A 21,092-nucleotide genomic window follows, 5' to 3' on the forward strand; every position below is an offset into this window, starting at 1 on the left:
TCTGGCACAACGACAAGACTGGGCAGCCGGTCAAGCGGTCACTGATCGCCTACGACCACTGACAGTGAGGACACCCCTTGGACTCATTCATCTAGAGGACGGGCACCGTCTACGCGGCCGGCGCCACCGTCACCCACGGCGGCGCGACCTACCGCTGCATCCAGGGGCACCAGGCCCGGACCGGCTGGGAGCCGCCGAACGTCCCGGCGCTCTGGCAGCGGGTCTGACGGACCCGCGCGAAGCCGGGACGCGGTGCCGTGACTGCCAAGGGGGGAGTCACGGCACCTGCGCGGGCGCGCGGGCGCGTCGCGTCTGCCTGAGCGTGGAACGGAGCGGAACGGAGCGGAGCGGATTCAGACGAGGACGGCGGCCAGCGTGCCGAGCGCGCCGAGGACGGTCAGCAGGCCACAGATCGCCAGGTTCACCCTCCGGTGCTCCCAGAAGACCGCGACGAACTCCCGGATGGTGGCGCTCGGCCAGTAGTACTTCGCGGTGGGGGAGCCCAGGACCTGCCCGTTGACCCCGGTCTTGCGGGCCAGCATCGCGGCCCGGAAGGCGTGGAAGTTGTTGGTGACCACCACGCACCGGTAGGCCGGATCGTGCGCCTCCATGATCTCCCGGCTGAAGCGCATGTTCTCCTCGGTCGTGGTGGACCGGTCCTCCAGCACGATGTGCTCCGCCGGCACGCCCTCCGCGATCAGCCAGTCCGCCATCGCCCGGGCCTCGGCGACCTTCTCGTCCGAGCCCTTGCCGCCCGAGACGAGCAGTACCGGCGGCCGGCCGCCGCGGGCGAGCTGGCCCTCGTAGATCTGCTGCCCCTTGCGCAGCCGCGAGGCCAGCAGCGGCGGTACGCGGTCCCCGCCGACCAGGCCCGAGCCCAGCATGACCACGTGGTGGACATCGCCGCGCACCTTGATCCGCCCGTAGAGGAAGGCGTAGCCGAGGAAGCAGAAGAAGACGAAGGAGACGTAGCCGGCGACCACGGTCAGGGTTCCGGCGATGCCGCCCAGAAGGGGGGAGCCGATCACCGCGACGAGGACCAGCAGTGCGATCAGCGCGAGGATCGCCAGGCCCGCGAGCATCGACAGGAGGTTCGCCGGCCGCAGGCCCTCCTTGCGGACCATGATCATGCCGTTGCGCACGAGGAAGACGCCCAGCCCCAGGATGCCGAACGCGGGCGAGGCGAAGGCCAGTACGACAACCGCGACGGCAGCCCAGGTGGGCAGCTTGCCCACTTGGAGGAAGAGGGCGGAGAACGCGCAGAGGAAGGTCAGCCCCAGGAGCACGGCATTGCTGAAGCGGCGCCGGTCCTGCCGGACGCTTATGCAGAACGCGAGGAAGAGCAGGACGGCGAGGACGAAGGCGACCATGGCGCCCATCGTAGATGCCGGATCTACCCCCGATCGCGGGCGGTTCGGCGCACGGAGCGGCCCGCCAGCTCCTGGGTCCGCCGCCCGTCGCGCATGACGAAGCGCCCGTCGATCAGGACGTGCGGGATACCGGTCGGCAGGACGCGGGGCCGCTCGTACGTGGACCCGGCCGCGACCGTGTCCGGGTCGAAGAGGACGAGGTCGGCGCGGTACCCCACGCGGACCAGTCCCCGGTCCGGCAGCCGTAGGCGCGCCGCGGGGCGGCCGGCCAGGTGTGCCACGCACTCCTCCAGGGAGAGCAGGCCGAGTTCGCGGACGTAGTGGCCCAGGTAGTGGGGGAAGGTGCCGTAGGCGCGCGGGTGCGGTTTCGCGCCCTGGAGGATGCCGTCGGAGCCGCCGGTGTGGACGCGGTGGCGCATGATCGCCCGGACGTTCTCCTCGTGGCCGACGTGCTGGAGGATCGTCGGCGCGAGCCGGTCCTCCAGCAGCAGCCTGCGCGCGGTCTCCCAGCCGTCCAGGCGCGTGCCCACGTACGGGGCGAGGGCGGGGTCGGCGGTGCCCGAGATCTCGATCGTCGACCAGTCGACGGGGACCCCGTGGCAGCCGTCGGAGCCCTCGACCTCCAGCGCGTGGCGGATCCGCTCGGCCCGGGCGTCGTCGCGCAGCCGGGCGAGGACCGCCTCGGGGCCGCCCTCGTTCGCCCAGCCGGGCAGGAGCGCGACGAGGGTGGTGCAGCCGGGGGTGTACGGGTAGCTGTCGAGGGTGATGTCGGCGCCCCCGGCCAGGGCCGCGTCGAGCAGGGCGAGCAGCTCGGGGGCCCGGCCGCGGTTCTCGCCGAAGTTCATGGTGGCGTGCGCGAGGTGCAGGGCGCAGCCGGCCTCCCGGGTGAGCGCGACCATCTCGGCGTAGGCGGCCAGCGCGCCGTGGCCGTAACTGCGGTGGTGCGGGCAGTAGTAGCCGCCGTAGCGGGCCACCACCCGGCACAGTTCGGCCAGTTCGGACCCGGTCGCGTACATGCCGGGGGTGTAGGTGAGGCCGGAGGACAGGCCGACGGCGCCCTGCGCCAGACCGTCGGCGACGAGCCGGCGCATCCGGTCCAGCTCGGCCGCGGTCGCCGGGCGGTCGTCCCAGCCGACGGCGTACGCGCGGACCGTGCCCTGGGGGACCAGGTAGGCGGCGTTGACCGCGATGCCCTCGCCGCCGAAGCCGCGGTCCAGCCGGTCGAGGTACTCACCGACCGTGCGCCAGTCCAGGTCGAGGTCGTCGCCGGGGCCGTTCCAGCCGGCGATGGCGGCCCGCACCCCGTCCAGGGTGCGGTCGTCGACGGGCGCGTACGACAGGCCGTCCTGGCCGAGGACTTCGAGGGTCACGCCCTGCGCGGCCTTCGCGCTGTGGTCAGGGTCGCGCAGCAGCGCCAGGTCGCTGTGGGCGTGCATGTCGACGAAGCCGGGGGCGAGGGCGAGGCCGTGCGCGTCGACGGTCTCGCGGCCCGCGGACAGCCTGCCGATCGCGGCGATCCGGCCCTCGTGGACGCCGACGTCGGCGGTGTACGAGGGCCCGCCCGTGCCGTCGACGACGCGGGCCCCCCGGATGACCAGGTCCACCGGCCGGCGCCTAGAAGAAGGTGCGGACGTAGTCGGTGACGGTGCCGTCGGCCTCCACGACCGGGATCAGCGGCCACTTCTCGAAGATCGTGCAGGGGTGGGACATGCCCAGCGCCACCCAGTCGCCCACCTGCACGTCCTCGGCCGCATCGGTCTCCAGCCAGGCGTGCTGGTCGGACAGTTTGACCACGCGGACCCCGGTGGCGGGACGCTCCTCGCCGGTGAGGGCGTCGCGGACCAGCTCCGCCTCGGGCAGGCCCAGGTCGTAGGCGATGTCGCGCTTGCCCGCGTTGACGAAGGCCTGGGTGGGGGAGGGGCGGGAGACGACCTGGGTCCACAGCCGGAACGCCGGGCGCAGGCCGCCCTCGTCGGGGTGCCGGTTGAAGGGGGTCAGGCGGGTGTACCAGCCGTGGTCGTGGGAGACGTACGCGCCGGAGCGCAGCAGCTTGAGGACCGGGCGGGAGAGCTCCGGGAGCTCGGCGAAGACGTCGGCGACCGCGTCGAACCAGGCGGAACCCCCGGCGCTGACGACGATCTCGTCGAGGTCCGGGGGGAACCGGCCGGCCCGGTCGAACTCGACGGCCAGCGCGGTGAGGCGGCGCAGGTACGCGTGGACGGAGTCGGGGTCGGCGGCCGGGACCTCGGCCTCGTAGCCGCCCATGCCGACCAGGCGCAGGGTGGTGGCGCGGGCGACGGCGTCGGCGACGGCGCGGCAGTCCTCGTCGGTACGGGCCCCCGTGCGGGCGCCCTCGCCGGCGCCGAGCTCGACGACGACGTCGATGCGGGCGGCCGGCGTCCGGCCCTGGAGGGCGCGGTCCATGAGCTCGACCCCGCGCACGGAGTCGACGTAGCAGACGAAGCGGAAACCGGGGTCGGCGGCGAGCTCGTCGGCGACCCAGCGCAGGGCGGCGGGATCGACGAGCTCGTTGGCGAGGAAGATCCGCCGGATGCCGAAGGCGCGGTAGACGCGGGCCTGGTGGGGGACGGCGGCGGTGATGCCCCACGCGCCGTGCTCCAGCTGGCGGCGGAAGAGCTGGGGGGACATGCAGGTCTTGCCGTGCGGGGCGAAGGCCAGGTCGTGGCGGGCGGCGTAGGCGCCGAGCGCGGTGAGGTTGTGCTCCAGCGCGTCCGCGTCGAGGGTCAGGACGGGGGTGGTGAACCCGCCGGTGTGCAGGTCGCGGCGCTCGGCGGCCAGCTGGCCGACGGTGAGGCCGTGCGTCTGGGCGTCCGGGGGGAGGCCCTTGAACCGGTGGTCGACCGGTTCGTCGGAGAGGTCCTTGACGGGGTCGCTGTCGCTGGCCATGCGGGGTGCCTCCGGGGTTGCGCGATGTGCAACGGTCATTGCGTGTGCCGCTGCATGCTGTCTAACATCCCGGGTGACGGAGGGTCAACGTGCGGCGCCGCTGCGGGGGCGCCGCCCCCGAACCCGCGGGTCCGGGCGGAGCCCGGTGCGCCGGCGGAGCCGGTGGTGCAGTGACCGTAGGAGAGAGGGCGAGCGATGAGCCAGTCGGTCGAGAGAGCACTCGGCATCCTGCCCCTGCTCGCGCGAGGCCCGGCCTCGCTCGGCGCGGTCGCCGACGAGCTCGGCGTGCACAAGAGCACCGCCCTGCGCCTCCTGCGCACCCTGCACGAGCGCGGCTTCGTCCACCGCCGGCCCGACGGCCGCTACCGCCTCGGCGCACAGCTCTTCGCGCTCGCCGCCGAGGCCATCGAGAACCTGGACGTCCGGGAGAGCGCGCACCCCCACCTCGTCGAGCTGAACCGGGCCACCGGCCACACCGTGCACCTCGCCCTGCACCAGGACGACGAGGTCGTGTACGTCGACAAGGTCGACAGCCGCTATCCGGTCCGCATGTACTCCCGCATCGGCCGCCCCGTGCCCCTCACGGTCGCCGCCGTCGCCAAGCTGCTCCTCGCCGATCTGCCCGAGGCCGAGCGCCGGGCCCTCGCCGACCGGATCGAGTACCCGCACTACACCGCCCGTTCGACCCCGGACGCGGCGGCCTTCCTGCGCGAGCTGGACCTCGTACGGGAGCAGGGCTGGGCCAGTGATTTCGGCGGGCACGAGGAGTCCATCAACTGCCTCGGGGCGCCCGTGCGCGGCCCGGGCGGGCGGGTGGTCGCCGCGCTGTCGGTGTCCGCGCCGGGTGTGGTCGTCGCCGCCGAGGGGCTCCTCGAACTGCTGCCGCAGGTACTGCGTACCGCCGAAGCCATCAGCCAGGACTACTCAGGAGCGCAGGAGAGCACGTGACGGAGAAGAACGTGACCGAGAAGGTCGCCATCACACCCGACACCCACACCACCCCGCCCGCGAAGTTCTCGCACGGCGTGCGGAAGGGGAACATCCTCCAGGTCGCCGGCCAGGTCGGCTTCCTCCCGCACGTCGACGGGCAGCCGCCCACCCCCGCCGGGCCGACGCTGCGCGAGCAGACCCTCCAGACGCTGGAGAACGTCCGCTCGGTGCTCGAGGCGGGCGGTGCGGGCTGGGACGACGTGATGATGATCCGGGTCTACCTGACGGACACCGGGCACTTCGCCGAGATGAACGGCATCTACAACGCCTACTTCGAGGAGCAGGGCCTGAAGGAGGCCCCCGCCGCGCGCACGACGGTGTACGTGGGCCTGCCGGCCGGGCTGCTCATCGAGATCGACGCCCTCGCCGTCCTGGGCTGAGCCGCGCAGGCGGGCGGACACGCGGCCGGTCCCGCGGCCGGTCCCGCGGGCGGACACGCGGGCGGGCACGCGGGCGGGGCGCCCCCCTGGCGGTGGGGCGCCCCGTTTCTTCACGCGGTCACGCGGTCACGCGGTCACGCGCTCACACGCTCACGGCGCCGTGCAGTACTGGGCTTCCTTGCCGATCGAGCGGTACATGCAGTCCGCGTTCTCCAGCAGCTGGAGCACCGCGTCCTTGTTGCGCGCGGTCTCGCGGTCGATGACCTCGTCCGGCGGGTAGAAGCCGCCGCCACCGCTCTCCGGGTACATCTCGAAGGTGTAGGAGAAGATCTTCTGGTTCCCCCACAGCCAGTCGTCGATGGTCCCGTCGGTGATGTACAGGTCGCTCGACTGCTCCGGCGTGTAGCCGTTGCTCGCCGCCATGCTGGTGCCGATCTTCTTGTAGACGGCGAGGTCGTCGGCGGTCAGGCCCGGGGCGGTGTCGTTGTAGGTGTAGCCGAAGGGCCACAGGACGAGCTCGCTGTAGGTGTGGAAGTCGATGGCGGCCTTGATCTGCTGCTTGCCGCCGACCACCCGGCTGCGGACGAAGTCCGCGACGACCTTCACCTCGGGCGCCGACTCACCGGCCGCGCCGCGGTAGGTCTCGGAGCTCTTGCTGCTGCTGGAGCCGCCGCAGCAGCCGAACTTGTAGTTCCAGTTGCGGTTCTCGTCGGTGCCGACGTAGGAGCTGCCGGAGTTCGGCTGCCGGTTCTTGCGCCAGGACCGGTAGGAGCCGGTGGCGATGTCGTACTCGCCGCCGTCCGGGTTGAGGTCCGGGACGATCCAGATCTCGCGGCCGTTGACCGCGTTGGTGACCCGGGAGTCGGTGCCGTACTTGGAGCCGAACTCCTTGAGGAGGTACAGCGCCATCTCGACGGTCAGGTGCTCGCGCGCGTGCTGGTGGGCGGTGAAGAGGACCTCGGGCTCGGCCTCGTCGGTCGCGACGTTGTCGCTGATCTTGATGGCGAAGAGGTCCCGGCCCTGGTACGACTTTCCGATCACCCGCTTGCTCGCGATCGCGGGGTACTGCGCGACGAGCTGGTTGATCTCCGCCGTCGCCTCGGCGTAGTTGTGGTACTTCGAGTCCGCCGAGGGGAAGTCCATCGGGCTCGCCGCGATACCGGGCAGGGAGCGGTCCGGGGGCCCGGGCAGGGGCGTCAGCCGGTAGCCGAGGTCCTTCAGCTTCTTCGCCTGCATGGTGTCGGCGCTGACCACGACCGTGTGGTCGTCCACCTCGTCGATCGAGACGCCCGTACGGAGCAGGGCGGTGCGGTCGGTGGCGGTGGAGGGGCCGTGGATCCGGTACTGGACGATCGCCTCGTCCTGGGTGGCCGTGGAAGGGGTGGGCGGAGGGGAAGCCGTCGCGCTCATGCCGTAGGCGGGTGCGCCCAGCGCGAGCGCCAGCAGGGCCGCCGTGACGGTGGCCCTTCGGCGGGTATGGAGCCGCATGCAGTCTCCTGGGTGGGGAGTGTGGGGGTAGCCGTGCGGACGCGCACAGCGTGCTCTCGTGGCATGTCCCGGTCAAGGACGCGCTGTGCCGGCCGAACCGATCCGGCCACCCCCACACGTACCGCCTACGGGAGCCCGTGGACCTTCGGACCCACCGAGTTCGACCAAGCACTACCCGCCTTGGCGTCCCAGTTGGTCGACCAGGTCATGGCGCCGCGCAGACCCGGGTAGGTCTTCGACGGCTTGAAGGAGCCGCAGCTCGTGCCCCGGGTCAGGCAGTCCAGGGCGTTGTTGACGATCGTCGGGGACACGTAGCCACTGCCCGCGCCGCTCGGCGAGGCCGGGACGCCGATGCCCACCTGCGAGGGGTCGAGGCCGCCCTCCAGCTGGATGCAGGCGAGCGCGGTGAGGAAGTCGACGGAGCCCTGGGAGTAGACCTTGCCGTCGCAGCCGTTCATCGACCCGCTGTTGTAGTACTGCATGTTGACGACGGTGAGGATGTCCTTGATGTTGAGCGCCGTCTTGAAGTAGCCGCCCTGCGTGGACTGCATGTCGATGGTCTGCGGGGCCATGGTGAGGACGAGCGAGGAGCCCGCCTTCGACGACAGCGAGCGCAGCGCCTGCGTCATGTAGGTGGGGTTCAGGCCGTTCTCCAGGTCGATGTCGATCCCGGTGAACCCGTACTCCTGCATCAGGGCGTACGCGGAGTTCGCGAGGTTGTTCGCGGAGGTCGAGTCGTTGACCGTGATGGTCCCCTTCTCACCGCCGATGGAGAGGATCACCGACGTGCCGGCCGCCTTCTTTGCGGCGATGTCGGCCTTGAACTGAGCGACCGTGTAGCCGCCGAGGCCGGCCGAGTCGAGGTTGAAGGTGATGCCGCCGGGCGTGGTGGTGGCGTCCGCGAAGGAGACGGCGATGATGTCGTACTGCGCCGAGACGTCGGAGATCTTCTGGACGGTCGCGCCGTTGTTGAAGTTCTGCCAGTAGCCGGTCAGGGCGTGCTTGGGGACGCCGGGGCCGGGGCCCGGACCCGGGCCGGTGCCGGTGGTGGTGCCGGTCACGGGAGCGGACTTGGGGCCCTCGCCCGCCGCGTTGTAGGCGCTCACCTGGAAGGAGTACGAGGTCGCGGCCGCGAGCCCGGTGATCTGGGTGGACGCCGCGCCACCGGTCACGGCCTTGACGCGGACGCCGTCCTGATACACGTAATAGCCGGTGGCCGAGCCGACCGCGTTCCACGAAAGAGTGAGGGCGCTCGCGCTCTGTCCGGAAACGGCCGCACCGGCCGGAGCGCCGGGGACGGACGGGCCGGGGTCGGTGCCGCCCCCGCCGTCCGGGCCGAAGACGCTGAACTCGTCGACGACGTAGGCCGGCTGGCCGTACCAGCCGTGGGTGTAGACGGTGACCTGGGTGGTGCTGGGTCCGGTGGTGAAGGTGGTGGAGAGCTTCTGCCAGCCGGCGCCCGAACCGGGCGTCCAGGTGGAGACGTCCTGGGTGCCGGTCCCGGTGGCGCCGAGGTAGACGTAGCTGCCCCGGACCTGCGTGCTCAGCGTGTAGGTCGAGTTCGGCTTGACCGTGACGGTCTGACTGCAGCGGGCGTTGTCCTGGCCCGCCGGAGTGGCCTTCAGGGCGCCGGAGCCGGAGTGGACGGGCGAGGAGACGGCGGCGCCGGTTCCGCCGGTGCAGGACCAGTTGGCGAGACCCGACTCGAAGCCGCCGTTGCGGGCGACGTTCACGTCCGCGGCTTGTGCGGTACCGGCGGCGAGGGCGGACAGGGCGCCGACGGTGAGGGTGACGGCGATGGGGAGGGCGAGGGAGCGTATCCGGTTCACGTGGGCTCCGGTGGGGGGAGGAAAGGGGTGCGGGGACAGCCGGACCGAGTGGGGTGGGTCCGACGCAAGGCGTGCGCTGCCAAGTTGGTCCAGACCAATCCCCGTGTCAAGAGTCTTTGCGATGTGGCTTGAAATGGCCCGCTATGCGATCCCTGTTGTCCGGGTTTCCGCCCCCGGTGACCCGTGCTGCGAGCACGGGAATCCGCAAGGCCCTGCCCTGCCAGGGGTGACGCGGATATGGTGCTGGGGCAAGGGGGAGCGGGTCGATCGGATGCGGTCGCGCTGTGCGGGGGCGCACCGCGGGCGTGGACGTGAAGGTCCGCGTCGAGTCCGCGTCGAGTTCCGCGCAGGGCGCGCGCCGGGCAGGTGAACTGCCGGCGGCGCACGGGGCGAACGTGGGGAACGGGGGAATTGGCGTGCCGACCGCCATCGCTGTCACCAGTGCCGATCTGGTACTTCCGGCCCCTGACCGGCACACGCCGGGGGCCGCGTTACTGCACCCGCCCGAGCAGCTCGACCTGGAGGCCGCGCTCGCCGAGACGGGCGCCCTGCTGGAGCGGCACGGCCACCTCGTGGCCCTCGTACCGCCGTGGCTGCCGCGCGCCACCGTCCAGCGCCTGCACACCGTGCGCGCCATCCTGGAAACCGACCGGATCGCGCTCATCGGGATCGATCTGCCGCCGCTGGGAACCGCTCTGCTGGTGCGTCAGCTGCGCCAGCTCAGCGTCTGCGACTTCAGCCCCGGAATCATCGCCTCCGCGGCCAGGCTGCTGTCCCACTACATCTACGCGGGCGCCCTGCTCGGCTCGGTCGCCAAACTCGACCGGGTCCGGGTCCCGGTCGGGCTCGGGGCGCACGCCAGGTCCTGGTCGCCGAGCGCGCAGTTCGCCGTCATGGCCCACCCGAAGCCGCACCTGGCGAAGCTGAGCGCGGGCTCGCAGGGTGCGCACGGCCCCCGCGGCGGGGCCATGCCCGCGGGCCCCGATTTCGCCACGCACCTCACCTTCGCCCGCGGCCAGCTCACCTCCGACTGGGTCACGGCCGAACTGGCCCCCGCCTGGCAGGTCCAGGGCGTCATGGAGAACCCGCTGCCCGCCGCGTCCCCCGGCTGGTGGGGCACCCCGAAGCTCATCGAGTTCGCCGCCGGCATCCCGGACCTGTCCGTGCTCTACCAGCTGGTCGCCTCGGTCCGCCGGGAGGAGTGCCGCTGGTGCGGCCTCGAACTCATCGGCGACCGCTGCGGCTTCTGCGCGGCGCCGCTCACCGCGCCGCCGCCGCCCGCGAGTACCGCCCGTTCCAGACCCTGATCACTCGAACGCACGAATGAATGAAGAACGGCGAGGTAGGTAAGGCCCATGAACTCACGCCAGCGCCGCGGCGTCATCCTGCTGCTCCTGTCGGTCCTGTGCGCACTGGGGGCCTTCGCCGGGGTCCTCGTGGTGATAGGCGACGTCAATTCCAAGGTCGGCGCCGAGGTCGTCGCCTACCGGGCCAAGGGCGACATAGCGCCGTACAGCCCGCTGTCGGCAGGACAGTTCGAGGAGGTCCGGATCCCGAAACGGTGGCTCTCCGACACCGCCGTCTCCGACCTCGGCGCGCTCAAGGACAAGATCGCCCTCACCACCCTGAAGAAGGGCTCGCTGCTCCAGGCCGACATGTTCGTCGACCGGCCGCAGCTGCAGCCCGGTGAGCAGGAGATCGCCATCATGATCGACGCCGCCACCGGCGTGGCCGGCAAGATCACCTCCGGCGCCAAGGTCAACATCCTCGCGACCTTCAAGGGCGCCAAGGACACCGACCCCTCGCGCTCGGTGATCATCGTCGCCAACGCCCGGGTCCTCGGCGTCGGCAGACTCACCGCCCTGGACAAGGACAGCGACCGCAAGGGCCCGGCCGAGGCCGTACCGATCACCTTCGCCCTCAGCACCAAGGACACCCAGCGCGTCGCGTACGCCGAGTCCTTCGCGGAGCACGTACGCCTGGCCCTGGTGGCCCCCGGCACCGACTCGGCGCCCGCCCCGGGCGACCGCACGTACACCCTCGACGGGGACAGGTGAGGCCCGGATGACCACCCGAATCCTCCCCGCGGTCAGCGACCCGGACGCCGCGCGCGCCATCGTGACCCTGCTCAGCCAGCTCCCGGCCGCGGAGCCGGCCGCCCCGGTCCCCGACGCGACCACGCTCCTGGACACCCTCGCCCGCCTCGCCGCCGAATCCATCGACGAACTCCCCGAGGTCGTCCTGGTCCACGAGCGGATCGGCCCCGTCCCAGCCCTGGAGCTCATCCGGGAAGTCGCCCTGCGCTTCCCGGCGGTGGGCGTCGTCCTGATCTCCTCGGACGCCGGCCCCGGGCTCTTCTCCGCAGCGATGGACTCGGGCGCGCGCGGCCTGATCGGCCTCCCGCTCTCCTACGAGGAACTCGCCGCCCGCGTCCAGGCCGCCGCCCAGTGGTCAGTGGGCGTACGCCGCCACCTGGGCGGGGGCGCCGGCACCGACGTCTTCACGGGCCCGGGCGGGCGGGTCGTCACCGTCACCGGAGCCAAGGGCGGTGTGGGCACCACCTTCACCGCCGTGCAGTTCGCACTGGCCGCGGCCGCCTCGGGACGGCGCACCGCACTGGTCGACCTGGACCTCCAGGCGGGCGACGTGGGCTCGTACCTCGACGTGCAGTTCCGGCGCTCGGTCGCCGACCTCGCCGGGATCCAGGACATCTCGCCGCGGGTCCTCCAGGACGCCGTCTACGACGACGCCTCGGGCCTGGCCCTGCTGCTGGCCCCGGCGGACGGGGAACGCGGCGAGGAGGTCGACGACCGGGCCGCGCGGCACATCCTCGCAGCCCTGCGCAGCCGCTACGAACTCGTCGTCGTCGACTGCGGGACCCAGGTCACCGGAGCCAACGCGGCGGCCGTGGAGATGGCGGACGTGGCGGTCCTGGTCACCACGCCGGACGTGGTCGCGGTACGGGCGGCCAAGCGGATGGTCCGGATGTGGGAAAGGCTCCAGGTGCGCAAGGCGGAGGACACGGCGATGGTCGTCAACCGCTGGAGCAAGCACACGGAGATCCAGCCCGCCCTGATCGAGAAGATCACCAAGACCCGCGCCACCCGCACCCCGGTCCCGGCCGCCTTCAAGGAACTCCAGGCGGTGGTGGACGCGGGCCGCGTCCAGGACCTCGACAACCGCTCGACGGTCAAACAGGCCCTGTGGACCCTGGCGGGCGAACTCGGCCTCCTGTCGACCCCGGACCCGGCCACCCCGCGCACGGAGTCCGCCACCACCACGGGCGCCACCCTGGCGGTCCGCGCCTCGGGCCCGGTGGCCCGCCTGCGCCGCGGCCGGGAGGGCTGACGCATGCCCGCCCGCAGACCGGGGCGCGGGGACCGGGGCCAGGTGGCGATCGAGTTCGTCGGCACGGTGCCGCTGATCCTGCTGCTCGTGGCGGCGGTGTGGGAGTGCGTACTGATCGGGTACGCCTTCTCCCTGGCGGGCAACGCGGCGGACGAGGCGGCGCGGGCGGGGGCGGTGAAGGGGCGCGCGGCGTGTGTGGCGGCGGCGGCGGAGCACATCAGCGAGGCGTGGGGATTGCAGTCCGCCTGCTTCCGGTCGGGGGACGTCTACAAGGCGCGGGTCACGCTCCAGATCCCCGTCCTCTACCCGGGACTCAACTTCGGCCGGATCGAGGGCTCGGGCGGCGCGGCGATGGAGAGGGAGGGGAACTGACGTGAAGAGGCGCATGCGCTCGGACCGGGGCCAAGTGGCCATCGAGTACATCGGTTTCGTGCCGATCCTGCTGTTCGTCGCGCTCTGCGGGATCCAGCTGGGCTGGGTGGCATACGTCCACGAGCAGGCGGACACGGCCGCCCGGACGGCGGCGCGCGTGGAGGCTCAGCATCCCGGCAGGGGTGTGGCCGCCGGACGGGCGGCCATACGGGAGGGGCTCGACGCGGACGTCTCCGTACCGCCCGGAGGCGACGCGGTGACCGCGACGGTAACCATCAAGATCAACGCGATTGTGCCGGGGCTCCGCATCGATGACGCGGTGGCGACGGCGGTCATGCCCAACAACGACCCGAAGGTGACCGGACCATGAGCCTGCGTTCCCGGGTCAACACCCCCGACGACCGGCACAGCCCCCGCGAGGACGGCCGGCTCGTCTCCTCCTACCGCGCCAAGCTGCTGGAGGAGATCGACCTCGCCGAGATGTCCGCGCTCGCGCCCGCCGAGCGCCGGGCGCGCCTGGAACGCGTACTCGGCCACATCATCAGCCGCGAGGGGCCCGTCCTCTCCACGGTCGAGCGCGCCCAGCTGATCCGCCGCGTCGTCGACGAGGCCCTCGGGCTCGGCGTCCTCGAACCGCTCCTCGAAGACGCCTCGATCTCCGAGATCATGGTCAACGGCCCCGACCAGATCTTCGTCGAGCGCGCCGGACGCGTCGAGCAGCTCCCCATCCGCTTCGCCTCGCACGAGCAGCTCATGCAGACCATCGAACGCATCGTCTCCACCGTCAACCGGCGCGTGGACGAGGCCAATCCGATGGTCGACGCGCGCCTGCCCAGTGGCGAGCGCGTCAACGTCATCATCCCGCCGCTCTCGCTGACCGGAGCCACCCTCACCATCCGCCGCTTCCCGCGGGCCTTCACCCTGCACGAGATGATCGCCCTCGGCTCGCTCGACGAGCAGATGCTGCTCCTGCTGTCGGGTCTGGTCGCGGCGAAGATGAACGTGATCGTCTCCGGGGCCACCGGTACCGGCAAGACCACCCTCCTGAACGCCCTCTCCGGACTGATCCCGGAGGGCGAACGCATCATCACCATCGAGGACTCGGCCGAACTCCAGCTCCAGCAGGCCCACGTCATCCGCCTCGAATCCCGCCCGCCGAACGTGGAGGGCAAGGGCCAGATCACCATCCGCGACCTCGTACGCAACTCCCTGCGCATGCGCCCCGACCGCATCATCGTCGGCGAGGTCCGCGGCGGCGAGACCCTCGACATGCTCCAGGCGATGTCCACCGGCCACGACGGCTCCCTGGCCACCGTCCACGCCAACAGCTCCGCGGACGCCCTGATGCGCCTGCAGACCCTCGCCTCCATGTCGGAGGTGGAGATCCCCTTCGAGGCCCTTCAGGACCAGATCAACAGCGCGGTGAACGTCATCGTGCAGCTGACCCGCTTCGGCGACGGCTCGCGCCGCATCACCGAGATCTCCGTCCTCGAATCACATGGCCGCGAACCCTTCCGGATCACCACGGTGTGCTGCTTCGGGGCGCAGCCGATGAGCGCGGACGGACGGGTGCACGGCTATTTCGAGTACTACCCGCTGCCCCGCCGGATCGCCGAACGCCTCTACATGAACAACCAGCCCATCCCGCAGGCCTTCGGCGTCGCGCCGGAGGATCCCCTCACCGCCCGCATCACCCGGACCGCCCTGTGAACCCACTGATCCTCGCCACCCTCGGCGCCACGCTGCTGACCTGCGTACTCGTCGTCGTGGGCCTCCAGGCGTATATGGCCGGCCGTGCCCAGCGTGCCGCGCTGATCGAACGACTCTCGGCGAGCGGCATGCCGGAGCCCCTGGGACGGCGGCGCCGTTTCCGGACGGTCGACCGTCGGTTGCGCAAGACGAAACTCGGCCGCAGCCTCGAGCTGAAGCTGGCGACCACCGGCCTGGACCTCACACCGGGCGAGTTTTTCGTCTACATACTGGGTTCGATCGTCGGCGTCTGGCTCATCGCGGCATCCCTCCTCGCGCCGTTCTTCGGGCCGGTGGCGGGTGCGATCGGCGTCTGGGCGGCGAACGCCTTCCTCAATTGGCAGCGTGCCCGGCGTACGGAACGGTTCATCAATCAACTTCCCGACCTGGCCCGCATCCTGGCCAACGCCACCCAGGCCGGGCTGGCCCTGCGCACGGCCATCGGCATCGCGGCCGAGGAACTGGAGGCTCCGGCCGGTGAGGAACTCGCGCGCGTCGCGGACCGTCTCGCCGTGGGTCACTCCATCGAGGAATCTCTCGGGGAGCTCACCGAACGCCTCCCGTCCCGTGAGCTCGTCGTACTGGTCTCCACCCTGGTCCTGTCCGCCCGGGCGGGTGGCGCCATCGTCGACAGCCTGCGGAACTTGACGGTGACACTGGAGCAGCGCAAGGAGACCCGTCGGGAGATCCGTACCCAGTTGTCCCAGGTGACGGTGACGGCCTACCTCGTACCGTCCCTCGGACTGGGCTCGCTTCTGCTGGTCGACATGATGATGCCGGGCGCGCTGGACCGGATGACGGGTGCGTTCCTCGGCCAGACGGCCGTTCTCATCGCCCTCGGCCTCTTCGCTCTGGGCTTCCTGCTCATCCGCCGCCTGTCGAAGATCGACGTGTGAAGGGGCGGACGGGACGATGATCGGACTTCTTCTCGCAATCGCCGTGGCCCTGTCGGTCCTCGGAGCCTTTCACGGCATCCGCCTCTACCGCGCGGACGTGAAACTGCCCAGTGACCTCGCGCTCGCCCTGGAGGTGGGAGCCACCCGTACGACAGCGGTCGGCTCGCTCGTCGACCGTATGGGAATCCGCTGGGCGCCCCTGGTACTCAGCTCGATGGGCCCGGCCCGGGTCGCCCGCAAGCGCCGTCAGATCGACATGGCGGGCAACCCGGCCGGCCTGACGATCGACCGGTACGCCGCCCGGCGGGCGGTGTACGGGGCCCTGGGTGCTCTGGGCGCCTTCTCCATGCTGATCAACGGCCAGCTGGTCGCCGCCCTGCTCATGGTGGCCTTCGGCCTGTTCTGGATCGAGGTCGGCCTGTGGTCGGCCATCCGGATCCGCCGCGACCACATTGAGCGGACCCTCCCCGACTTTTTGGATGTACTCGCCGTGGTGGTGAGCGCCGGGCTGGGCTTCCGGCAGGCGCTGGCCCGAGTGGCGGACAAGTACGAGGGTCCGTGGGCGGACGAAATCCGTATCACGCTCCAGCAGATGGACATGGGTGTCAGCCGTCGCCAGGCGTTCGACGAGCTACGGCGCCGCAACGACAGCGAACAGGTCGCGCAGTTCGTTACGGCCCTCCAGCAGGGCGAGGAACTCGGCTCTCCGATCGTGGACACGCTGATCGCGATCGCCGAGGACATGCGCCGTACAGACGCACAGAACGCCCGCCGTCGCGCGGCCCGGGCCGTCCCCAAGGCGACGTTCGCCGTGACCATGTTCATGCTGCCGGGCACGCTCATCCTCCTCGTGTGCGGCTTCGTCTACGGAGCGAACGTCGACTTCGGCGCGCTGTTCGGCGGTGGCTGAGCGATGGCGGGACTGAGCGTTCTCATTGCCGATGGCAACCCGGTCATCAGGGCGGGCCTCGCGGCCATCCTGTGCGCGGCCGAGGACCTCGACGTCATAGCTCAGGCTGCGGACGGCCGCGAGGCCCTGAGCCTGACCCGTCGGCATGCCCCGGACGTGATCCTGCTGGACGTCCGGATGCCGGGGGTGGACGGGATCTCGGCGCTGCCGCACCTGGTGCAGATGGCTCCGGTGCTGATGCTGACGTACAGCAAGGAAGCCGAAATCATCTGTGAAGCATTGCTGTTGGGCGCCGGCGGCTACCTCGTGCATGGTGAGTTCACGACGGACGATCTGCTCCGGGCGGTACGGGATGCCCCGTTGGGTCGCCCCCACTTCACCCCGACAGCGGCAAGTGCACTCCTCGCGGAAGTCCGGTCCCCTTCGCATCCGCAACGAACTGTGGCACAGTCTTCAGAGCGGATGCACAACTCAGTTGTCTTCGGGCTGAGTTCCCGGGAGGTGGAGATCATGGATTTGATCGCGTCCGGGATGAGCAATCAGCAGATCGCGGCTGCCTGCTTCATCAGTGAGAAGACCGTCAAGAACCACATCAACCGCATTTTCGCGAAGCTCCAGAGCGCCACTCGCAGCGAGGCGATAGCCCGCTGGCTGGGAACCGCCCGTCCAGGAGTGACCGGTCATGGGTAGACAGAGTGCGCAGTGGGTCCGTAATTGGGCCCCGGGACCCTTGGTTACGACTGGTGACTCGCCGTACGGTCCGCAGATCGACAGCGGTACCGGCCCGGGAGGGAACCCCCATGTTGCAGAAGACCGTGGCGAGGATGCGCAAGCGGTACGAGGGCAAGGGTGTGAGGGATCGAGGCCAGACGGCATTCGAATATCTGGGGATCATCCTGGTGGTCGTCGTGATCATCGGTGCGATCATCGGTACCGGCATCGGCCAGGCCATTACCACCAAGATCACTGCTGCCGTCGCGAGTATCACTGCAGGAAAGTGACATGGCGCAGATTCGGCGGTGACCGCGGTCAGGCCTTCCCGATTTACGTCGTCCTTGCGGCGGGTCTCCTCTTCGCTGCTCTGGCGTATTTCACCATCGGCAAGGCGGCGATCGTCCGCAGCAACGCGCAGGGCGCTGCGGACGCCGCCGCGCTCGCGGCCGCGCGCGAGGCCAGAGACACCCTGCTGCCCGGCGTGAACCTCGCCACCCTCTCGCCGGAGGAGTGGGACCAGGTCCTGCTGGGCAATCGATTCGACGCTTCCGCCGACGCTTGTGCGGCGGCGCAGGACTTCGCCGCCATGAACGACGCGACGGTGGAGTGCAGCCCGTCAGGTACCCGGTTCACCGTTCGGTCGATGACGAACGGAACGGTGGGGGACTCCGTCGTCCCCGGTACGAGCGGCAAGCGTGGCGGAGCGGACGCGACGGCGGAGATCGTTCCCCGCTGCCACGTCAAAGCCGGGGAGTCGGGGGGCGACGGCGGCTCGGGGCCGACACCGGAGCCGCCCGGGCCGATCAAGTTCTCCTGCGCGAAAGGGGTCGTTGTGGACTACGACCCTGCCCAACCGCGCGTGTGGCGTTCGCTGGCTGCGGTTCTGTTCGACATACGCCTGATCGACTGACGACCGAGAGACAAGGAAGCCAAGTACATGAGTGTTCGGCGGCGCGCGGCCCACGGGAAGGCGGTTGTGGGGATGGTGGCGGTCCTGGCCCTTGCCCTGACCGGGTGTGGGGGCGAGGGGAAGTCCGACAAGCCCGCCGCGTCGACGTCGGCGAAGCCGCAGGGAGGCGGTGAGGCGGCCCCGTCCGGAGCGGCGAAGAGCGCGGATGCCCCGCCGGCCCAGGTCATCGCCACGGTGAACGGCGAATCGGGCATGGTGTTGACGATCAACAAGGCTGCCCGGGACGCCGGAGGGTTCCTGACCGTCGAAGGACAGTTGAAGAACACCGGCAGTGCGGCGTATGTGAACACCGCGCCGTGGCGCGGCAATGAGCTGAACTCCAGTGGTGTCTCCGTAGCCGGCGTGACCCTGGTCGACAAGGTCGGCAAGAAGAGGTACTACGTGCTCCGGGACACCGATGGCCGGTGTCTGTGCACGACTGGGCTGAACATCATCGAGGCCGGCCAGACCATGCCGTTCTTCGCGCAGTTCCCCGCTCCTCCGACCAGCACCGTTGAGGTGGACCTCAGCCTCCCCACCTTCGCCACTGCGACCGTCAAACTCTCCGGGTGACCCCATGACCAAACGCCACCGCGTCCTCGCCGCCACAGCCGTCGTCGGGCTCGTCATCGCCGGCGTTCAATCAGTCGGTGCGACGGTTGCTCACGCCGATGATGTCAAGCCGTCCGCCCCGCCCGGCACGGAGCCATCCGCGTCCGCGCCCGTACCCATCGACTCCAATGCCCCCGGCTTGAAGATTCCTCAGGGCGGGACTCTCGCTCCCGTCAAGGTGCTCGACATCGCCGAGGTCGTCGAGGATCTCGGTGGGGAGCAGCGGCGGCAGGAGACCAATCAGACCGTCATGATGGCGCTCCAGTCCGAGGTGTTGTTCCCCGAGGACAGCGCCGTCTTCACTGCCCAGGCCTCCGCTCGTATCCAGGCCATCGCGCAGGAGATCAATCAGCAGAAGGCCACCCGGATCCGGGTGTTCGGGTTCACCGACGACCAGGGGAGCTACGAGCACGGCAAGGAGCTCTCCAAGAAGCGGGCCGATGCCGTGCAGGCCGAGCTGGTCAAGACCGTGACCAATCCGAGTGTCGTCTTCGATGTCCGCGGCTACAGCGAGGACTACCCGATCGCCGACAACGGCACCGAGGAAGGTCGCAAGAAGAACCGTCGCGTGGAGATCACCTTCCCGCGCAGCGCCGGTTAGTCAGCTGGTCCGCGGCCGTCGCCGGAGGCGGCCGCGGGATGCTTCCACGATCATTCCCAGAATGAGCGACTGAGCCAGTACGCAGAGGATGATCTCGGTGACGAGGAGCCATGTCTGAGGGTCGCCCTCCCCGCGTATCGCCCCCTCGGCCAGCGTGACGAAGAGGAACAGCGGGAACGCGCACATGGCGGGCAGGACCCATACGAACCCGGGGTCCGGGGCGAACAGCGTGACGGCCGTCGCGATGGCCACGGCGACGCCGACGAGGCTCAGGTAGATCACCGAAGCGGGGTTCGCGAAGGTCAGACGGACGAGCGTGCGTGCGTTCATCGGATTCCCCCGGTTCTGTGGACTCCCTCTCCATCCATGATGGGGAAGATCCGGAGCCCTGTCGTGAGTACGCGTACCCAGACCGGTTCCCCGTATCCGGCCCCCGGTGGGTCCGATCAGCCGGAGCGGCCCGGCCGGTGGTGCTCGGCGGCGATCGCCCAGGACGTGTCCGTGACGCCGCCGGCGGCGTCGGCTATGCGCGTGCCCTGTGCCGTCAGTTCCAGGGCCGACCGCTCGGCGTCGGTGAACACCGTGGCCTCGCGCAGGGCCGCGATCAGGTTGAGGCGTACGGGGGTCTCCCCGGAGCGGGCGGCGTCTCGGCCGGCAGGACCGAGTCGCTGACGACCCTGCCCGCCGAGTTGGTGTGCCGCGCGAACCTGGTGGCGACGGGGGTTGCACAGCGCTGACGGAGCGGCCCGCCGGAAGGTGACCGGTCCGGGAGGGGACTCCGCCGCTACGTCACCACCGGGTGGGCCCGGAGGAGGAGTGCGGCGACCTCGCGGGCCCTGCGGGCCGGCTCCGGGCCCGGGTCAAGGGCGGCCACCGCGGTCGCGCCCTCCGCCAGGATCAGGAGCTGGTCGGCGAGGGCGGGGGCGGGCGCCAGTTCGGCCAGCAGGGCATGGAGTTCCGCTTTGTGGGTGTGGACGACCGTCGGCGCGGCCGCGCCGAGTTCGCCGTGAGCGTTGAGGAAGGCGCAGCCGCGGAAGTCCGGCTCCGAGAACCACGCCGCCAGCCAGTCGAAGACGGCGAGGACCGGCTCCGGGGTGCCCGTCACGGCCTCGCGCAGGGCGGCGATCCAGCGCCGGTCGCGGCGCTCCAGGTACGCGGTGACCAGGGCCTCCTTGGCCGGGTAGATCCGGTAGAGGCGCTTGAGGGGGACCCCCGACCCGGTGCGGATCCGGTCCATGCCCACCGCCTGGATGCCGTGCCGGTAGAACAGCTCCTCCGCGGCGTCCAGGAGCCGGGTGCGGGCCTCTTCATCGTCCATGCGGGCAGCGTAGTCCAGATGCGCCTTGCGTGGAGAACGAGCGTTCTCGTAGAGTCGGCCGAGCAGAGAACGATCGTTCTCCGCTTTTGAGACGTGAGACGTGAGAGGTGACACCGTCATGACCGACGCCGCCCCTGCCCTACGCCCGCCCCTGCCGCCCTTCACCGAGGAGTCCGCCCTCGCCAAGGTCCAGGCCGCCGAGGATGCCTGGAACAGTCGTGATCCCGAGCGCGTCGCCCTCGCGTACACGCAGGACTCGGTCTGGCGCAATCGCGACCGCTTCCTCACCGGGCGCGCAGAGATCCGCGCGTTCCTCGCCGACAAGTGGGAGCGCGAGCTCGACTACCGGCTCCGCAAGGAGCTGTGGGCGTTCACCGGCAACCGCATCTCCGTCCGCTTCGAGTACGAGTGGCACGACGCCACCGGCCAGTGGTGGCGCAGCCACGGCAACGAGCAGTGGGAGTTCGCCGACGACGGCCTGATGAGGCGGCGAGAGGCCAGCATCAACGACGTCCCGATCGCCGCCGAGGACCGCCGCCTCGCCTGACGGAGTCGGCCGCCCAGCCGCCCGGCCGCCCAGCCGCCCAGCCGCACAGCCGGGCGGGCGGGCGGGCGCCGCCGCGTCCGGATCCCATCGCCTCCGTCCCGGCCCGCCCCGC

The 21,092-nt window shown here is 70.7% G+C and carries 23 protein-coding genes and 2 pseudogenes; 17 read left to right on the top strand and 8 right to left on the bottom strand.

What is annotated here, in order from left to right; genetic code table 11:
- Positions 1-101: 101 nt before the first annotated feature.
- Positions 102-227 (top strand): annotated as a pseudogene (locus tag ACIQZO_RS15535) (carbohydrate-binding protein); the annotation flags it as partial.
- Between the two features lie 126 nt (positions 228-353).
- Here ACIQZO_RS15535 and ACIQZO_RS15540 read toward each other — a convergent pair.
- From ACIQZO_RS15540 to ACIQZO_RS15550, 3 genes are read right to left on the bottom strand one after another with little or no spacing between them, the layout of a single operon-like run.
- A complete protein-coding gene (locus ACIQZO_RS15540; RefSeq protein ID WP_403625782.1) occupies positions 354-1,370 on the bottom strand; it encodes a YdcF family protein in 1,017 nt (338 codons plus the stop codon).
- Between the two features lie 23 nt (positions 1,371-1,393).
- A complete protein-coding gene (locus ACIQZO_RS15545; RefSeq protein ID WP_403625785.1) occupies positions 1,394-2,974 on the bottom strand; it encodes an amidohydrolase family protein in 1,581 nt (526 codons plus the stop codon).
- 10 nt (positions 2,975-2,984) lie between these two features.
- The gene (locus ACIQZO_RS15550; protein WP_403625788.1) at positions 2,985-4,277 is read right to left on the bottom strand and encodes an amino acid deaminase; all 1,293 of its coding nucleotides are present in this window, start codon (positions 4,275-4,277) and stop codon (positions 2,985-2,987) included.
- A gap of 195 nt (positions 4,278-4,472) precedes the next feature.
- Between ACIQZO_RS15550 and ACIQZO_RS15555 the strand changes: the two genes are divergently transcribed.
- Together ACIQZO_RS15555 and ACIQZO_RS15560 are read left to right on the top strand one after the other, a co-directional pair.
- Positions 4,473-5,225 (top strand): IclR family transcriptional regulator, encoded by a 753-nt coding sequence (locus ACIQZO_RS15555; protein ID WP_403625791.1) that lies wholly within the window; start codon positions 4,473-4,475, stop codon positions 5,223-5,225.
- 11 nt (positions 5,226-5,236) lie between these two features.
- Positions 5,237-5,647, top strand: a complete 411-nt coding sequence (locus ACIQZO_RS15560; RefSeq protein ID WP_403626377.1) for a RidA family protein — start codon at positions 5,237-5,239, stop codon at positions 5,645-5,647.
- A gap of 150 nt (positions 5,648-5,797) precedes the next feature.
- Here the strand turns inward: ACIQZO_RS15560 and ACIQZO_RS15565 are convergent, their stop codons facing one another.
- Both ACIQZO_RS15565 and ACIQZO_RS15570 read right to left on the bottom strand, forming a co-directional pair.
- A complete protein-coding gene (locus ACIQZO_RS15565) occupies positions 5,798-7,135 on the bottom strand; it encodes a M14 family metallopeptidase (protein ID WP_403625794.1) in 1,338 nt (445 codons plus the stop codon).
- A 125-nt stretch (positions 7,136-7,260) separates the two neighbouring features.
- Complete coding sequence (locus ACIQZO_RS15570) at positions 7,261-8,964, bottom strand: chitinase (protein ID WP_403625797.1); 1,704 nt, start codon at positions 8,962-8,964, stop codon at positions 7,261-7,263.
- A 416-nt stretch (positions 8,965-9,380) separates the two neighbouring features.
- Here ACIQZO_RS15570 and ACIQZO_RS15575 point away from each other — a divergent pair, with 416 nt between their 5' ends.
- From ACIQZO_RS15575 to ACIQZO_RS15635, 13 genes are all read left to right on the top strand, one after another.
- Entirely contained in the window at positions 9,381-10,271 is an 891-nt protein-coding gene (locus ACIQZO_RS15575; RefSeq protein ID WP_403625800.1) for a hypothetical protein, read from the top strand.
- A gap of 48 nt (positions 10,272-10,319) precedes the next feature.
- Positions 10,320-11,021, top strand: a complete 702-nt coding sequence (gene cpaB / locus ACIQZO_RS15580) for a Flp pilus assembly protein CpaB (protein WP_403625802.1) — start codon at positions 10,320-10,322, stop codon at positions 11,019-11,021.
- Between the two features lie 7 nt (positions 11,022-11,028).
- Complete coding sequence (locus ACIQZO_RS15585; protein WP_403625804.1) at positions 11,029-12,312, top strand: CpaE family protein; 1,284 nt, start codon at positions 11,029-11,031, stop codon at positions 12,310-12,312.
- 3 nt (positions 12,313-12,315) lie between these two features.
- Positions 12,316-12,684: a TadE/TadG family type IV pilus assembly protein gene (locus tag ACIQZO_RS15590; protein ID WP_403625807.1), complete on the top strand. Its 369-nt coding sequence runs from the start codon at positions 12,316-12,318 to the stop codon at positions 12,682-12,684.
- A gap of 1 nt (position 12,685) precedes the next feature.
- Positions 12,686-13,054 carry a TadE/TadG family type IV pilus assembly protein gene (locus tag ACIQZO_RS15595; RefSeq protein WP_403625810.1) on the top strand — a complete coding sequence of 123 codons (369 nt, stop codon included), beginning with the start codon at positions 12,686-12,688 and terminating at the stop codon, positions 13,052-13,054.
- Positions 13,051-14,394: a CpaF family protein gene (locus ACIQZO_RS15600; protein ID WP_403625813.1), complete on the top strand. Its 1,344-nt coding sequence runs from the start codon at positions 13,051-13,053 to the stop codon at positions 14,392-14,394. The genes ACIQZO_RS15595 and ACIQZO_RS15600 overlap by 4 nt, the downstream gene beginning before the upstream one ends.
- Entirely contained in the window at positions 14,391-15,329 is a 939-nt protein-coding gene (locus tag ACIQZO_RS15605; protein WP_403625816.1) for a type II secretion system F family protein, read from the top strand. The genes ACIQZO_RS15600 and ACIQZO_RS15605 overlap by 4 nt, the downstream gene beginning before the upstream one ends.
- Before the next feature lie 19 nt (positions 15,330-15,348).
- A complete protein-coding gene (locus tag ACIQZO_RS15610) occupies positions 15,349-16,239 on the top strand; it encodes a DUF5936 domain-containing protein (RefSeq protein ID WP_403626379.1) in 891 nt (296 codons plus the stop codon).
- Positions 16,240-16,242: 3 nt separating this feature from the next.
- On the top strand, positions 16,243-16,929 hold the full coding sequence (locus tag ACIQZO_RS15615; RefSeq protein WP_403625819.1) for a response regulator: 687 nt from the start codon (positions 16,243-16,245) through the stop codon (positions 16,927-16,929).
- 110 nt (positions 16,930-17,039) lie between these two features.
- Positions 17,040-17,240: a hypothetical protein gene (locus ACIQZO_RS15620; RefSeq protein WP_403625822.1), complete on the top strand. Its 201-nt coding sequence runs from the start codon at positions 17,040-17,042 to the stop codon at positions 17,238-17,240.
- Positions 17,237-17,863 carry a pilus assembly protein TadG-related protein gene (locus ACIQZO_RS15625; protein ID WP_403625825.1) on the top strand — a complete coding sequence of 209 codons (627 nt, stop codon included), beginning with the start codon at positions 17,237-17,239 and terminating at the stop codon, positions 17,861-17,863. Before ACIQZO_RS15620 ends, ACIQZO_RS15625 begins: the two co-directional genes overlap by 4 nt.
- Positions 17,864-17,890: 27 nt before the next feature.
- Positions 17,891-18,475: a hypothetical protein gene (locus ACIQZO_RS15630; protein ID WP_403625828.1), complete on the top strand. Its 585-nt coding sequence runs from the start codon at positions 17,891-17,893 to the stop codon at positions 18,473-18,475.
- 4 nt (positions 18,476-18,479) lie between these two features.
- Positions 18,480-19,115: an OmpA family protein gene (locus ACIQZO_RS15635; protein WP_403625831.1), complete on the top strand. Its 636-nt coding sequence runs from the start codon at positions 18,480-18,482 to the stop codon at positions 19,113-19,115.
- Here ACIQZO_RS15635 and ACIQZO_RS15640 read toward each other — a convergent pair whose 3' ends face one another.
- The 3 genes and pseudogenes from ACIQZO_RS15640 to ACIQZO_RS15650 form a co-directional block, all read right to left on the bottom strand.
- A complete protein-coding gene (locus tag ACIQZO_RS15640) occupies positions 19,116-19,445 on the bottom strand; it encodes an SCO4225 family membrane protein (protein WP_403625834.1) in 330 nt (109 codons plus the stop codon).
- 137 nt (positions 19,446-19,582) lie between these two features.
- Positions 19,583-19,836, bottom strand: a pseudogene (locus tag ACIQZO_RS15645) (carboxymuconolactone decarboxylase family protein); the annotation flags it as partial.
- 63 nt (positions 19,837-19,899) lie between these two features.
- Positions 19,900-20,433, bottom strand: a complete 534-nt coding sequence (locus tag ACIQZO_RS15650; RefSeq protein WP_403625837.1) for a TetR/AcrR family transcriptional regulator — start codon at positions 20,431-20,433, stop codon at positions 19,900-19,902.
- Positions 20,434-20,551: 118 nt separating this feature from the next.
- On the opposite strand from ACIQZO_RS15650, the gene ACIQZO_RS15655 reads away from it, so the two are divergent.
- On the top strand, positions 20,552-20,980 hold the full coding sequence (locus ACIQZO_RS15655) for a nuclear transport factor 2 family protein (RefSeq protein WP_403625840.1): 429 nt from the start codon (positions 20,552-20,554) through the stop codon (positions 20,978-20,980).
- The last annotated feature ends 112 nt before the right edge of the window (positions 20,981-21,092 follow it).

It is taken from the genome of Streptomyces sp. NPDC097617, assembly GCF_044761485.1.
GTDB lineage: Bacteria > Actinomycetota > Actinomycetes > Streptomycetales > Streptomycetaceae > Streptomyces.